A 15,102-nucleotide genomic window follows, 5' to 3' on the forward strand; every position below is an offset into this window, starting at 1 on the left:
CATGTCGAGGTCTTCCGGATGGAGTGTGTGAGAACTTCCATCATCGGGAGACCTCGACGTCTATCCGTGGAGCGACACGACCCGGCCTTCAGCACCTGGGGTCTACACCCTCAATTACGAAGAGCCCCATTCCCGGCGCACGGATGCGCGGCATCGGGCGCCTGCTCTTCTGGATCGGCGGAGTCCTCACCGTCATCTGCATCGCAGGAGGAATCATCCTCGCCGTCTCCGGCTTCACCCGTCTCGCGGAGACCGCCTCGATCTCGCATCCCGTCGATGGCCCCACGCAGATCGACCTCGAGGCCGGTGACCAGATGCTGTACTACGTGCCCGGCGTCATCGACCCGACGACACAGGGGTCGACGAACGGTTCAGGATACGGCTCCGACGACGACTCCGATTCGCCCGACTACGTCGCCGCCGGATCCGCTGGCTGCTCTGCGACCGGCCCCGCCGTCGTGGAGATCAGGCCCGGAGGGACGAAGCACACCTCGTCCAGCAGCGGCGGCACCCGCGTGAGCGACGGCGGGTTCACCGCAGAGGAGGCGGGCACCTACACCGTCACATGCAGCCCCGATGCAGGCATCGACGTGGTCGTGGCGCCGCCCACGAACGTCGGTGGAATCCTCAGTGGGGTCGGCGGCGTGCTCGTGGGTGTGTTCGGTGCCCTGGGATTCGGCGCGGTCACACTGCTGGGGCTCATCCTCTGGCTGGTGGGCCGGGACGGCATGAAGAAGCACGGCGCGCTCTGACGCGGGGGCGCCTCACCACCTGATGTCGGACGCCGATCCGACCCGGCGGGGACTCCCGGCACCAGCACGCGCCTCCGCGCGGGCCTCCGCGCCGACCTCCGCCTCCACGGCCTCGGCGAACTCCAGCCCGGTCTTCTCGGTCAGCTCCGCGAGCGTCACCTGATAGGTGGAGAAGTCCTTCAGCCCGTCGACGATCTCAAGGTCGTCGAGGTCCTGCGTCAGCACGAACGCCGCGGCGCGCAGCTCGTCGTCGACGACGTAGTAGACGACCTTGAAGAACTCCCGCGGGATGCGGAATCCCCGGTACTCGCGGTCAGCGGCCTTGAAGACGGGCCCGGCGACGACGCTGATGCGCAGCGAGGCGACATCGACGGCGTCGAAGAGGGCGTCTTCCAGCTCTCCCCACACCCCGGATCGTCCGGCCTGGTTGAAGGTGTTCATCTGCGGGACGATATTCGTGAAGTGGAACGAGTCCTCGTTCGCCCGCTCCGCCTCCGCACGAGGACCCCACAGGAGGTCGGCCCGCCGCGCGATGTGGCCCCGATCCAGGTCATTCGTCGCGTAGAGGTCCTCCCCCGCCTGCACATCGGCCGGCAGCCGCTCGTCCAGGCGGAAGTCGATGCCGTCACGCGAGAGGCGGCGCATGTCGTCGCCGTCCACGTTCCACGCGACCCAGCGGGCGAACCGCCGCGCCCGGCTCATCGTCAGGCTGAAGTGGGTGTACGGCACGACGGTCGACCCGTCGACCTCGACAGCGTCATCAGCGCCGAGCTCTTCGTCCGCCTGCGACGCGGTGGAGGCGAACGTCGGCACCGCCACCGGCACGGCAAGGAAGTCCTCGTCGAAGCCGGAGCCGACCGCGGCCTCGGCGGCGGTCTCCTGCGCGACGGAACCGTCCAGCGAGAAGTCGAGCACGCCACGGACCGACGACGCGAGGCATGCGATCGCCCGCTCGTCTCCGCTCAGCGAGTCCGCTCCCGCGAAGTGCAGCCCCGCCATCACGCGCGAGGTGTGGCCGTTGCCGGCCTTGAGCATCCACACGGCGCCCGAATCCCCGCCGTCGCTCAGCATCCCGGTGCCGGCGGGGTCGTCCTCGTTGTCCCGGCGCTCATCGGGCTCGATCTCGAACCCGCCGATGGACGTCTCACCGACGCCCTCGCCGTAGTCCAGCGACACGATCGTCTCGATGCGGCTGACCACGCCATGGCTCACGCCGGTGGTGCGGCCCGACTTCACGACGCGATCGCCCAGATCAGGGTCCGCGATCTCCTCCGGCACGACGGCCAGGCCCATGATCGCAGGATCGACCCGGCGGGATTCGATGGAGGCGAGCGCGGCGTCTCCCGCTGCGCCCAGGTGGGAGCGGAGCAGACGGCCGAACTCGTTGCGGGGGTCGCCGGAGTTGTCGTCGTGGCTGCCCGGCTGCAGCGCGGGATCGCCGATGGTGCCGGTCGGCCCGTGCAGCACATGCCAGTTCGACAGCACCGCGGGCCTGCCGGTCGTCCGATCGTGCACGATCACTCCGAGCGTCCCCGCGGAGACGTCGGGATGGGAGATGCTCACACCGGGCTCCAGCGGATCCCTGCGCGTCTTGCGCTCGCTGCGCTCCGCCTCCGGGATGACGCGGTACGCGGGGACGAAGGCGCGCTCGACCACATCGGTGACGACGGGGTCGCTGTCGATCTCCAGCGTCTCCGGGATGGCCGTCGTGTCCATCTGCTCGAGCTGCGCGCCGGCGGCCTTCGTCCGCACTGTGAACTGCAGGCTCAGCTGATCGGTGCGCGACCCGTCCTTCTCCTTGTACCCGACGCCCACGGACGTGACGTTCGGATCGTCCAGGTAGTGGCGCCCGTACCGTCGGATCCACGCGCGGATGCGCTCGAGGCGCGGCGTCGAGACGGCTCGCGAGTCGGAGCTCGAGTCGGAGGTCGGGCCAGAGTTCGGGGCGGCGGCGGAGCTGTCGGGCGTATCGGATTCCTGTGCCATGCACTCAGTGTCTGCCCTCCACGTGTCGCCGATGTGGCGAGAGGCTGAGCAACGACTGAGAGCGGCGGGGCCCTCAGGGGCCAGCGGCTGTCAGGGGCCAGCCGCACTCAGACCTGTGCTGCGATCTCCTCGGCGAGCCGCGCCACGTCGGCCTCGGTCGTCCACCGACCCAGCGACAGGCGCAGCGCACCCATCGCCCGCGTCGCGTCCGCTCCCATCGCGGTCAGCACCGGCGAGGGCGCATCCGTGCCCGCGTGGCAGGCAGACCCCGTGGACGCAGATACACCCGGCGCTCCCGCCAGCACGTCGACACCGCGGGCGCCCGCGATGCTCACGTTGAGTGTCTGCGGCAGCCGCTCCTCCCGGGGACCGTTCAGATGCACTCGTCCCGGCAGCAGGTCGGCGAGCCTGGACTCCAGCGCATCCCGCAGAGCCCGCATGCGCTCCCGCGAACCCGCCTCGAGGTCGTCCGCCGCCAGCCGCGCCGCCTCACCGAACGCCACGATCCCGGCGACGTTCTCCGTCCCGCCTCGCAGCCCCGCCTCCTGCCCTCCGCCGGGCAGCAGCGCCGCGATCGACGTGCCCGCGCGCACGTACAGCGCGCCCACGCCCTTGGGCGCGTAGAGCTTGTGGCCCACCACCGTCAGCAGGTCGACGCCCAGCGCGTCGACGTCGACGGGCACCTTGCCGACACTCTGCGCGGCGTCCGTGTGGAACAGCACCCCTGCGTCCCGAGCGATCCGCGACAGTGCGGAGATCGGCTGGATCGCCCCGGTCTCGTTGTTCGCGTGCATGATCGACACGAGGACCGTGTCCGGTCGCAGAGCGCGGGCGAGCGACGCGGGGTCGACGAGTCCCTCCGAGTCGACCGGCAGGGCGGTGACCTCGACGCCGTCCTCAGCCAGGACCTCGGCGGCGGCCAGCACCGCAGGGTGCTCCGTCTCCTGGATCACCAGGTGGGGACGGGCCGCGCCGGCGCCGGAACCGGCAGCGTGGGTCGGGGCTCCCGCACCCGCCGCCGAGGCCGCCCGCGCCGCCCGCAGCACGCCTCGGATCGCGAGGTGGTCGGCTTCGGTGCCGCTGCCGGTGAAGATGATCTCGTGGTGCGAGGCCGCACCGATGAGCGAGGCGACCTGGGATCGGGCGCGCGCCACCGCCTCGGCGGGCGCTGTTCCGAACCCGTGGGAGCTGGAGGGGTTGCCGAAGTGCGCGGACAGGTACGGGCCCATCGCTGAGACGACGCGGGGGTCGACGGGCGTGGTGCCGTTGTAGTCGGCGTAGACGGGGTCAGACGCGGAGAGGGGAGACTGCGAGGCTGCCATGCCTCCCAGTCTCCCCCGCTGAGTCAGTAGTCCACCGCCTCAGTCGTCCACCGACTCGGTCGTCCGGTGACTCGGTTGTCCGGTGACGCTGGCTGCGACTCAGTACATCGCGTGCTGACCGCCGTCGATCGGGACGATCGTGCCGTTGATGAAGCCGGACTCCTCGGAGAGCAGGAACGCGACGAGTGCCGCGACCTCCTCCGGCCTGCCGAAGCGCTTCATGGGATTCACCGACACGAACTCCTTGCCGGCGGCCTCCCAGTCCTCACCGCCCAGCTGGCGCAGCGAGCCCTCGACCATCGCGGTCATGATGGCACCCGGAGCGATCGCGTTGATGCTGATGCCGTGCTCGCCGTACTCGCGGGCGGAGTTGCGGGTCAGGCCCACGACTCCGTGCTTCGAGGCGGCGTAGCCGGACTGGTTGCCGACGCCGCGGATGCCACCCACCGACGCCGTGTTGACGATCGAGCCGGAGCCCTGCTTCCGCATCTGCTTGAGGACGGCCGCCATGCCGGCGAAGACACCTGTGAGGTTGACGGCGAGCACCTTGGCGAACTCATCGTCGCCGAACTCCTCGGTGAGGTTCTGCCGTCCCTCGATCCCCGCGTTGTTGAAGAAGCCGTCGATCGAGCCGAACGTGTTCACAGCGGTGTCCACGTACTTCTGGACGTCCTCGGACTTCGTGACGTTCGCCGTGACGAGCTCGACGCCGCCTGCGCCTGCGGTCTCGACCAGCTTCCCGGTCTCCTCGAGACCTTCGGCGCTCATGTCCACCAGGACGAGATTCGCGTCCTCCTGCGCCAGGCGCAGTGCTGTCGCCTGCCCCAGCCCGGAGCCTGCGCCCGTGATGATGACGGTCTTGCCAGAGAAACGTGCCATGTGAGAACCACTCCTCGTCGTACGGACCGGGCCTCCGCCCGGCAGTCAGAAGGACGATGCGCCCCTCTATCTCGTACAACCTTCAACTACCGAGTTTGATTCCCGATTCTCAGGATTCGTCAGCGACGGCGCGCGTCAGCGGTTCGAGCTCGCGCGTCAGCGGCACGCACCCGCACGTCAGCGTCGGCGCTTGGCGTCCCGTTCCGCTTCGGCCTCTTCGACCAGAGCGCGGATCGCGGACATGATCTGCTCCGTGACCTCACGGCGTTGCGGCCCGGCGGGATGCGCGCGCGGCGGGGCGGGGATCGCCTTGCCGAACGTCATGGAGAACGTCTTGGGCTGGGGTGCGTTCGCGTCGACGGGCATGACGTCCTCCGTGCCGACGATGCCGACGGGCACGATCGTCGCACCCGTCCGGATCGCCAGCTCCGCAGCCCCGGTCTTCCCCTCGCCGATCGAGCCGTCACGGCTGCGCGTGCCCTCCGGGTAGATGCCGAACACGCCGCCCGCGCGCAGGATCTCCTCACCCGTCTCCAACGCCTTGACCGCCGCCGCAGCGGATCCGCGCTCCACCGGGAACGCCCCCACCGCGCTCATGAAGCCACCCACCATCTTGTTCACGGTGTTCCTGCGCTCGAAGTACTCGGCCTTCGCCATGAAGCTCACGCGCCGTGGCGACAGAGCGGACAGGTAGATCGAATCCGCGAAGGAGCGGTGGTTGCTCGCGATGATCACGGGCCCCGTCTTGGGGACGTTCGTGATGCCCGTGACCGTCGGCCGGTGCGCGGCTCGGATGGATCCGCGGAACATCGAGCGCATGGCCCTGTACTTGAACGAGAGCTGCTCGTCGCCGACACCCACCGGAAGACCGCTGCTGCCGCCCTCGTCGGCCGCTCGCTCGATCTCCGATCCGGTCGCCTCGTGCTCGCCCGGGCGCTCCGCCGTACCGTCATCCATCTCGTGACTCATGTCCTGACTGCTGTCCTCCCGCACGGGCACAGCCCCTCGGGTGCCGCGACGCCGTCTTCCTGACTGAATGCTAGGAACATCGTAACCACCGGCCGAACGCGCGCCGCACAACAGCCTCGCCGAACCGCCTCGCCGAACCTCCTCGGCTCCGATCCGGTGAGAACGGTCACCTCGGCCCTTCTCGCCTGTCGCCCCGCCGGTGAGGAGGCCTAGAATCGAGTCTTCGTGCGCGGAGCCGCAGCCCGGCGCACCGCCTGCCCGATTGGAACCCCATGGCCCGCGGCCGTCCCCTCGGAGATCGCCCCTCCGCTCCCCGCTCCCCCAGCATGGCGCTCACCGCCCTGGCAGCGGGCGGCTTCGCAGTCGGCACCACCGAGTTCGCGTCCATGACGCTGCTGCCCTGGATCGCCGAGGACCTGGGCATCACGATCCCCCAGGCCGGAATGGCCGTCAGCGCATACGCGATCGGAGTGGTCGTGGGCGCCCCGCTGCTCACCGCACTCACGCCGCGGATGGACCGCAAGCTGCTGCTCATCCTCGCCGCCTCCGCCTTCACGCTCGGCAACCTGCTCACGATCCTCGCGGTGAATCTGCCGATGCTCCTGGGCGTCCGGTTCCTCACCGGACTGCCCCACGGCATCACCCTGGGCATCGCAGCGATCGTCGCGGCGGGCCTGGTGCCGCCCGAACGGTCCGGCACCGCGATCTCGCGGACGATGCTGGGTCTCACGATCGCGAACATCGTGGGCGTCCCCGCGGCGACGGCGCTGGGAAGCGCTGCCGGCTGGAGAGCCGCCTACGTGGTCATCGCAGTGATCGGCCTCGCGACGATCGTCGGACTGCTGACGTTCCTGCCGGCGGTCCCCGCACGGCCCACGTCGTCTGCGAGGGCGGAGCTGAAGACCATGACCCGCCCTCAGGTCTGGTTGCCACTGCTCGCAGGAGCCGTCGGATTCGGCGGCTCGTTCGCGCTCTACACGTACATCACGCCGACCGTCACACAGGTGACGGGCATCCCGGGCGGACTCCTGCCGTGGGTCCTCGTCCTCTACGGCTGCGGCATGACGGCGGGCTCACTCGTCGCAGGACCGTGCCTGGACCGGTCCATCGACAAGTCCGCACTGGCCGGCGTCGCGGGCATGGGCGTGATCCTCGCACTCTTCGCCCTGCTGGCCCACATCTGGTGGATCGCCCTGCCACTGCTGTTCCTCAACGGCATCGCGATGAGCCTCTTCACGAACGGCCTGCAGGCGCGCCTGCTGCGCGAGTCCCCCGAGGCCCCGAACATGTCAGCGGCGATGAACCACGCCGCGTTCAACGCCGCGAACGCGCTGGGCGCCTATCTGGGCGGCGTGGTCGTCGCCGCCGGTCTGGGCTACCGGGCTCCTGCCGCAGTGGGCGTCCTCTGCTCGATCGCCGGCACCGCCGTCCTGCTCATCGCCTTCGGGATGGGCCGCCGGCGCCACCGCCAGCGCATCGCCTGACGCTGCTGACATCGCTGGCACCGATCCCGCAGAAGCGTCGGCCCGCGCCGCATCCATACCCATCACGTGACGAGTGACGTGAACCACAGGTATATTTCACCTGTATGTCCGCGGACCGGGCAGGTCGGCCATCCCGCCTCCTCCACCCGCCGCACACTCGGTCCCAGGAGGCACCACGTGAAGAAGATCCTGCCTGCCATCGCGGCGAGCGCCGCAGCGCTCCTCGCACTGTCCGGCTGCGGAGGGGATGATCCCGATGCGGCGGAGGAGGTCAACGGAGTCCAGCTGGTCAGCGCGGGGAAGCTGACGCTCTGCTCCGACATCCCCTATGAGCCCTTCGAGTTCGTCCAGGACGGCGAGAACGTCGGCTTCGACATCGACCTCGCGCAGGCGACGGCTGACAGCATGGGCGTCGAACTCGAAGTCATCACGACCGCCTTCGAAGCGATCCAGTCCGGATCCGCGCTGGACACCGGCCAGTGCGACATCGCCCTGTCCGGCATGACGATCACGGAGGAGCGCCAGACGCAGATGGACTTCTCCAAGCCGTACCTCAAGGACAACCTCGCCCTCATGACGAAGAAGGACTCGGACGTCGAGAGCATCGAGGACATCCAGGGCGAGGAGGCCGGTGTCCAGCAGGCGACGACCGGCGAGGCGTACGCCACGGACAACGGCGTCACTCCCGTCCAGTTCGAAGACGCGGGCCTCATGACCCAGGGCATCCAGTCCGGACAGGTCGACGCGGTCATCGCGAACATCTCCACGATCTTCGCGGCCACGGAATCCGACGACACCCTCCACCTGGTCGAGGAGTTCGACACCGGCGAGGTCATCGGCGCCGCGGTCAAGCAGGACAACTCCGCGATGCTCGAGCAGTTCGAGACGACGGTGACGGAGCTGCGCGAGTCCGGGGAGTACGACGACATCGTCGACCAGTGGTTCGGCGAGGTCGCGGACGCGGCTCGGCTGAGCGCTGAAGAGGCCGACGCGGGGTCCGCCTCCGAGTGACCCGTCCCGAGTGACGCATCCAGGGGGCCACCGGGTCGGCTACGATCACCCGTTGGCCCCCGCACGATGCTGCGCCCCCCTCACGCAGCGGGGCGCAGCCCGCACACCCGCCTCTGCACACCCACCTCTGATCGAGGAGAGCCCCCGTGGCAATGAGTCCGCGCAAGCGCGCACAAACGTCCAGGATCGTGCAGTACGCGATCCTCATCGTCGCTGCCGCTGCAGCCGCCTTCGTCACCGATTGGCAGACGGTCGGAGAGAAGTTCTTCAACCCGGAGATCGCACTCCAGCAGTTCCCCGGCGTCGTCACGGTCGCCCTGAAGAACACGATCATCTACACCGCGCTGGGCTTCGTCCTCGCCCTAGCGCTGGGCCTCCTCCTGGCGCTCATGAAGATCTCCTCCGTGGGACCGTACCGGTGGCTCGCGACGCTCTACATCGAGTTCTTCCGCGGCGTCCCCGCGCTGCTCGTCTTCATCGCCTTCGGCTATGCGGTCCCGTTCGCCTTCGGCATCCGGCTCGACACCTACACCACCGTCATGCTGTCGCTGGGCATGGTGGAGTCCGCCTACATCGCGGAGACCCTGCGAGCGGGTCTGCAGGCGGTCCCGAAGGGCCAGTACGAGGCCGCTCGTTCGCTGGGCATGAGCCACACTCGCGCGATGATCACCATCGTCATCCCGCAGGCGATCCGCATCATCCTGCCCCCGCTCACCAACGAGATCATCATGATGACGAAGGACTCCTCGCTCATCTACCTGCTGGGACTCACTGCCAGCCAATACGAGCTGGCGAAGTTCGGCCGCGAGGCGATCTCGTCGCCGAACGCGGGCCTCACCCCCCTCGTCATCGCGGGCGCCGCGTACCTCGTCATCACCGTGCCGCTGGGCATGCTGGCCCGCAGGTTCGAATCGCGCACCGCCAAGCTGTCGAGAACGTAGGGCCGGGTCGATGAGCACCGCCGTCCCGAACCCGCACAAGGAGCGCCCATGAGCACCCCCGCCACCCCTCACGCGCCCGCAGCACAGGGCTGCACGATCACGAACCTCCACAAGTCCTACGGTGACGTCGAGGTCCTCAAGGGGATCAGCGTCGATGTGAAGCCGGGAGAGGTCGTCTGCCTCATCGGCCCGTCGGGCTCCGGCAAGTCGACGCTGCTGCGCTGCATCAACCTCCTGGAGCAGCCGAACGACGGCACGATCACCGTGGCGGGCTTCGACGCGACGGACCCGGATGTGCAGCTCGACGACATGCGGGCGCACGTCGGCATGGTCTTCCAGAGCTTCAACCTCTTCCCGCACATGAGCGCGCTGGACAACTGCTCGATCGCTCAGCGGCGCGTCCTCAAGCGGAGCAAGGACGAGGCGGATGCCCAGTCGCGGGAGCACCTGGAGCAGGTGGGGCTCGCGCACCTGGCCGACCGGTTCCCGGATCAGCTGTCCGGCGGTCAGCAGCAGCGTGTCGCGATCGCCCGCGCCCTGTCGATGCAGCCGTCCCTCATGCTCTTCGACGAGCCCACCTCCGCGCTGGACCCGGAGACCGTGGGCGACGTGCTGGGCGTCATGCGCCAGCTGGCGGAGGCCGGCATGACGATGGTCGTCGTCACCCACGAGATGGGCTTCGCCCGCGACGTGGCTGACCGCGTCCTCTTCATGGACGGCGGCGTCCTCGTCGAGCAGGGGCCCGCGCGCGAGGTCATCGGCAACCCCCAGCACGAGCGCACGCAGTCGTTCCTGGCCCGCGTCCTCCACCCGGACGGCACCGTCGACGGCTGAGCCGCTCGCTGCCCTGCGCTCCCCCGCCCTGCAGTCCCCGTCCCGGCTCCTGTCCTGCGAGCGAGACGGGGACTGCACCGCGTCCGGGCCGCGTGATAGGACTGTGGACATGAGCGACGCCACAGCCTCCGCCACCGCCGCCGGAGCCACCATGTCCGCAGGTCATCTCATCGTCCGTCAGCTGGAGGCGGAGGGGGTCCAGCGGATCTACAACGTTCCGGGCGAATCGTTCCTCGACGTGCTCGACGGGCTCTACGACTCCCCCATCCACACGGTGGTGTGCCGCCAGGAGGGCGGAGTGGGCTACGCCGCACTCGCGGAGGCCCGCCTCACCAGCCGTCCCGGGATCGCCATGGTCACCCGCGGGCCGGGCGCCTCGAACGCGATGATCTCCGTCCACACGGCGTACCAGGATGCGACACCGCTCGTCCTCTTCGTCGGGCTCATCCCCACTGCGCAGCGCGGTCGGGAAGCCTTCCAGGAGTTCGACCTCGCGGGATGGTTCGGCTCCACCGCGAAGAAGGTGCTCATCCTCGATGACCCGGATTCCGCGGCACGGATCGTCGCCGACGCACTCCACACGGCCGCCTCCGGCCGCCCCGGTCCGGTCATCGTGGGGCTGCCGGAGGAGACGCTGCTCGAGCAGACGACCTCCCAGCCGGTCGCGCCCCGTCCACGGCCCGCCCCCGCCCCCACTCCCGAGGACGTCGCCGCCCTCGAATCGGCCGTCGCCTCCGCGCAGAAGCCGCTGCTCATCGTCGGCGGGCAGGGCTGGACGGACGGTGCGGCTTCTGAGATCACCGCCTGGGCCCGCAGCCGTGGGGTCGGCGTCGTCGCCGACTTCCGCGCGCACGACGCTGTGGATCACGACGAGCCGGTCTTCCTGGGACCGCTGGGATACTCCAGCTGGCCCGGCACACGGGACGCACTCGAAGACGCGGACCTCCACGTGTTCATCGGCTGCGTGCGCGCCGACGTCATGACGGGCGGATACTCCTTCGGCGTGAGCCCGGACAGCACGCTGGTCGCGGGACCGGACCCGGACGCCCACGGGCACTTCGGGCCGCTGGACCGGCAGATCCTCACGACCCCGGAGGCCCTGTCCCGGGCACTGTCGTCCTCTGCCGCAGACAGCGGGTCGGCAGGGAACCCCGCCGGAGTCTCCGCGGGCGCCCGCGCAGCCGGCACCTCGGGCGCCGCCTGGTACGCGGACTACCGGGACCGGTACGTCCACTGGCGCACCAGTGTCGTCGGCGGCGAGCGCAGCGACGCGTTCATCGACCGCGATCGGGCCTACCGGGATGCGGCGGACGTCCTCCCTCGCGACGTGATCCTCACGTACGGGGCGGGGAACTACTCCGCCTGGGCGCTGCGGTACTGGCCGCTGCACGGCCCGGGATCCGTCGCGGCACCGCGCAACGGGGCCATGGGCATGGGGACGCCCGCGGCCGTGGCGGCGGCGCTCACGTTCCCGGACCGCACCGTCGTGGCACTGGCCGGTGACGGCTGCTTCATGATGAACGGCCAGGAGTTCGCGACCGCCGTCCACGAACGCCTCAACATCACGGTCATCGTGGATGACAACTCCGTCTACGGGACGATCGTCGGACACCAGGTGCGGGAGTACCCCGGCCGCCCCTCCGGCACGACGATGACCAACCCGGACTTCGCCGCACTGGCCGATGCGTACGGCGGACGAGGATTCTCCGTGAAGCGGACGGACGACTTCGTGCCGATGCTGAAGGAGGCGCTCGCGTACGACGGTCCGGCCCTCCTCCACATCCAGACGGATCCAGAGGTCCGGCTGCCCCGGGTCTGACACTCACCGTCACCGCTGCACGATCGTCGAACGGAGACCCCCGATGCTCGATCTGATCCTCGACAACGCCCGGATCCGCACCCTGGACGACGACCGCCCCGGCGCGCGGACGATCGGCCTGTGGGGCGGACGGATCGTCGGCTTCGACGACGACGTGCGCAGCCTCAACGCGAAGCGGAGGATCAACCTCGACGGGGCGACGGTGCTGCCCGGTTTCAACGACGTGCACTGCCACACCACGTGGTACGGGCTCACGCTGGCCAGCATCGACTGCACCGCGCTGCCCGGCGGCCTCGACGAGGTCTACCGCCGGATCGAGGACGCCGCCCGCACCACTCCGGAAGGCGACTGGATCAATGCGACCGGATACGGTCACCGGGACTACGGCGGCCAGTACCCGGATCTGGACGTGCTGGACCGCATCACCGGCGACCGTCCTCTCTTCCTCCGTCAGCAGTCCGGGCACTCGGCCATCGTCAACACCGCAGCGATGGAGCGCGCCGGCATGCTCGCGCCCGGCTTCGCAGACCCGGTGGGCGGAAGAGTCGTGCGCGATGCCGGGGGCCGGCCGACCGGTCTCGTCGAGGAGACCGCGCAGGAACTCATCCAGGACCTCGTCCGCCCGTACTCACTCGACACCGTGGTCGACTGCGTCGACCGCGCGACCGCCGGCTACGCGTCGGAGGGGATCACGAGCTTCGGCGAATGCGGGATCTTCGCCGGCTGGATCGGGCACTCGCCCCTCGAGGTGCACGCCTATCAGTTGGCGCGGGAACAGGGGAAGCTGCGAGCACGCGCTCAGCTCCTCCCGATGGCCGACGGCCTGCACTCCATCGCATCGCACTCCGCCGACGGCTACGGGATCGGTCTGGACACGGGCCTGCGGACAGGATTCGGCGATGACTGGCTGAGCATCGGCCCCGTGAAGATCTTCATGGACGGAGCGATGAGCGGTGAGACCGCCGCGATGCGGGAGGACTACGCCGGCCGCGACACCGCTGGCTACCTGCAGGACGACCCGGAGAAGCTCCGCCGGACGATCCTGGACGCGTACCGGTCCGGCTGGTCACTGGCCGTCCACGCGATCGGCGACCTCGCAGTCGACCATGCGGTGCGCAACATCGTCGAAGCGGTGGACACGTACGGACGCCGCAGCGTGCCGAACCGCATCGAGCACGCGGGAACGGTCCACGACGAGCATCTGCCCGCACTGGCGGAGTACGGGATCGCCGTCACCCCGCAGGCGGCCTTCGCCCGCGACATCGGCGCGGGGATGAATGTGTCCGCGGGACCCGACCGCCGCCGGCTCCTCTACCGCGCCCGCTCGTTCGTCGACGCGGGAGTCATGCTCGCCGGGTCCTCCGACCGCCCGTGCGCGGACGGCAACGCACTGCGCGGGATCCAGGCCTTCGTCGACCGTCTGACCAGCACGGGCGATGTCATGGGTTCGGCGGACGAATGCCTCACCGCGGAGCAGGCGGTCACCGCCTACACCCGCACTGCGGCTGAGGCCTCCGGCCACGGTGCGGTGAAGGGGACTCTCACACCCGGCAAGCTCGCCGACCTGGTGGTGCTGGGCGACGACCCGCTCTCCGTCGATCCGACGACGATCAAGGACATCGACGTCGTCGCAACACTCGTAGGCGGGGACTTCACGCACTCGACCCTGTGACGAGACCGCCTCACCCTGCCCCGACCAGCAGCAGCGTCGCGCCCAGGACGATGCCGGACAGGACCAGGGTGACGGTCGTGTACCCGAGGATCTCCCGCACCTTGATCCCCGCGACGGCCAGGAGGGGGATCGCCCAGAAGGGCTGGATCATGTTCGTCCACTGATCGCCGTACGCGATCGCCATGATGACGACCTCCTGCTGGACGCCCAGCGCATCGGCCGGGGCGGCGAAGAGGGGTGCCATGACCTCGAACTGGCCGCCGCCGGACGGGATGAATACGTTGAGCAGTCCGGCTGCGAGGAACGCGAAGAAGCCCAGGGTCGCCGGTGTGGAGATGTCGATGAAGAACTCACTGATGATCACGGTCAGTCCGCTGGCACCCATCATGCCGATCAGCCCCGCGTAGAGCGGGTACTGCAGCAGCACCTCGCTGACGGTGTGTCCGCCCTCCGCGACGAGCTTCGCGAGTTCGCGGGCGTTGCCCACCAGCAGGAGCACCAGGCACAGCAGCGTCCAGTTGACGATGTCCAGTGTGAGGTTGAAGCCGTTGCTCCCGAAGTACATGACCAGGTAGATGCCCAGGAACACGCCCAGGATGGTCGTGAAGCCGCGGAAGCCCTCCATCCACTCCGCCGGCGTCCTCTTCGTCCGAGTCGTCACCGCTGCGGGGGCGTCGCCCTCCGCACCGTCACCGAGGCTGTTGTCGCCGGCGCGTGCCTCATCACCACCGTCACCCGGACGGTCGAACACGCGGCCCGGGGCCGTCACGATCTGGTCGTCCTTCTTCGGGGCCAGCATCATCATCGCGATCGTGACGACGGCGAGTGTGACGATCGCGGCCGTGATGTTCCACCACGAGAACGTCGTGCGCGTGATGTCGACGAGTCCACCGGGCAGGTCCGAGTAGGCGCCGCCCTCCGTCGCCGCGTTGAGGGGTCCCGACCCCGAATACCCCATGTGCCAGATGACGAACCCGCTGTAGCCGGATGCCACGAGCAGCGGATAGTGGAGCTTCATCCCCCGTTCCTTCGCGGCGCGCGCCACCTCGATGGCCATGACGCCGCCCACCACGAGCCCCAGACCGAAGCTGATGAGCGACGCGAGGCCCGCGACGACGGTGACGAAGCCGTACGCAGCCACCGGCGTCCTGGGCACCGACGCGATGCCGGTGAGCAGGCGGTGCACGGGCCTGGTGTTCGCGAGCGTGTAGCCCAGGAGCAGCACGAGGCAGACCTGGGTCATGAACGCGAGGAGGCCGGTGAGTCCCTCACCCCAGCCCATGACGAGTTCGCCCGGCGTCGTATCGGTCATGGTCAGTGCGGCGATCGCCGCGATGATCGTGAGGATGATCGCGAGGATCAGGGGGCCGGGCAACCATCTCTCCACGAGATAGACGACGGGCCGGGTGAGTGCTCTCAGCATGATCGGTGGC

At 69.3% G+C, this 15,102-nt stretch carries 12 protein-coding genes; 7 read left to right on the plus strand and 5 right to left on the minus strand.

Features of this window, described 5'->3' with window-relative positions:
• Nucleotides 1-143: 143 nt before the first annotated feature.
• The gene (locus BSP109_RS04900) at nucleotides 144-752 is read left to right on the plus strand and encodes a hypothetical protein (RefSeq protein WP_087008959.1); all 609 of its coding nucleotides are present in this window, start codon (nucleotides 144-146) and stop codon (nucleotides 750-752) included.
• 12 nt (nucleotides 753-764) lie between these two features.
• Here BSP109_RS04900 and BSP109_RS04905 read toward each other — a convergent pair whose 3' ends face one another.
• The 4 genes from BSP109_RS04905 to BSP109_RS04920 all read right to left on the minus strand — a co-directional run bounded on the left by BSP109_RS04905 (nucleotide 765) and on the right by BSP109_RS04920 (nucleotide 5,908).
• Nucleotides 765-2,738 (minus strand): DNA/RNA non-specific endonuclease, encoded by a 1,974-nt coding sequence (locus BSP109_RS04905; RefSeq protein ID WP_101599579.1) that lies wholly within the window; start codon nucleotides 2,736-2,738, stop codon nucleotides 765-767.
• 107 nt (nucleotides 2,739-2,845) lie between these two features.
• Nucleotides 2,846-4,060 (minus strand): cysteine desulfurase family protein, encoded by a 1,215-nt coding sequence (locus BSP109_RS04910; RefSeq protein ID WP_101599580.1) that lies wholly within the window; start codon nucleotides 4,058-4,060, stop codon nucleotides 2,846-2,848.
• Nucleotides 4,061-4,159: 99 nt separating this feature from the next.
• Nucleotides 4,160-4,939, minus strand: a complete 780-nt coding sequence (locus BSP109_RS04915) for a glucose 1-dehydrogenase (protein ID WP_101599581.1) — start codon at nucleotides 4,937-4,939, stop codon at nucleotides 4,160-4,162.
• Between the two features lie 177 nt (nucleotides 4,940-5,116).
• Complete coding sequence (locus BSP109_RS04920) at nucleotides 5,117-5,908, minus strand: 1-acyl-sn-glycerol-3-phosphate acyltransferase (protein ID WP_257944563.1); 792 nt, start codon at nucleotides 5,906-5,908, stop codon at nucleotides 5,117-5,119.
• Between the two features lie 326 nt (nucleotides 5,909-6,234).
• On the opposite strand from BSP109_RS04920, the gene BSP109_RS04925 reads away from it, so the two are divergent.
• The 6 genes from BSP109_RS04925 to BSP109_RS04950 all read left to right on the plus strand — a co-directional run bounded on the left by BSP109_RS04925 (nucleotide 6,235) and on the right by BSP109_RS04950 (nucleotide 13,669).
• On the plus strand, nucleotides 6,235-7,392 hold the full coding sequence (locus BSP109_RS04925; protein ID WP_257944564.1) for an MFS transporter: 1,158 nt from the start codon (nucleotides 6,235-6,237) through the stop codon (nucleotides 7,390-7,392).
• A 177-nt stretch (nucleotides 7,393-7,569) separates the two neighbouring features.
• Nucleotides 7,570-8,403 (plus strand): ABC transporter substrate-binding protein, encoded by an 834-nt coding sequence (locus tag BSP109_RS04930; RefSeq protein WP_087008968.1) that lies wholly within the window; start codon nucleotides 7,570-7,572, stop codon nucleotides 8,401-8,403.
• A 146-nt stretch (nucleotides 8,404-8,549) separates the two neighbouring features.
• The gene (locus BSP109_RS04935; RefSeq protein ID WP_218777960.1) at nucleotides 8,550-9,344 is read left to right on the plus strand and encodes an amino acid ABC transporter permease; all 795 of its coding nucleotides are present in this window, start codon (nucleotides 8,550-8,552) and stop codon (nucleotides 9,342-9,344) included.
• A gap of 48 nt (nucleotides 9,345-9,392) precedes the next feature.
• Complete coding sequence (locus tag BSP109_RS04940; protein ID WP_087008977.1) at nucleotides 9,393-10,178, plus strand: amino acid ABC transporter ATP-binding protein; 786 nt, start codon at nucleotides 9,393-9,395, stop codon at nucleotides 10,176-10,178.
• A 109-nt stretch (nucleotides 10,179-10,287) separates the two neighbouring features.
• On the plus strand, nucleotides 10,288-11,997 hold the full coding sequence (locus BSP109_RS04945; protein ID WP_101599583.1) for a thiamine pyrophosphate-dependent enzyme: 1,710 nt from the start codon (nucleotides 10,288-10,290) through the stop codon (nucleotides 11,995-11,997).
• 43 nt (nucleotides 11,998-12,040) lie between these two features.
• Nucleotides 12,041-13,669 carry an amidohydrolase gene (locus BSP109_RS04950; protein WP_101599584.1) on the plus strand — a complete coding sequence of 543 codons (1,629 nt, stop codon included), beginning with the start codon at nucleotides 12,041-12,043 and terminating at the stop codon, nucleotides 13,667-13,669.
• A 10-nt stretch (nucleotides 13,670-13,679) separates the two neighbouring features.
• Here BSP109_RS04950 and BSP109_RS04955 read toward each other — a convergent pair whose 3' ends face one another.
• Nucleotides 13,680-15,092, minus strand: coding sequence for a short-chain fatty acid transporter (locus BSP109_RS04955; RefSeq protein ID WP_101599585.1), 1,413 nt, complete (start codon nucleotides 15,090-15,092; stop codon nucleotides 13,680-13,682).
• Between the last annotated feature and the right edge of the window lie 10 nt (nucleotides 15,093-15,102).

This window comes from Brevibacterium sp. Mu109 (assembly GCF_900169375.1).
Taxonomy (GTDB): domain Bacteria; phylum Actinomycetota; class Actinomycetes; order Actinomycetales; family Brevibacteriaceae; genus Brevibacterium; species Brevibacterium yomogidense_A.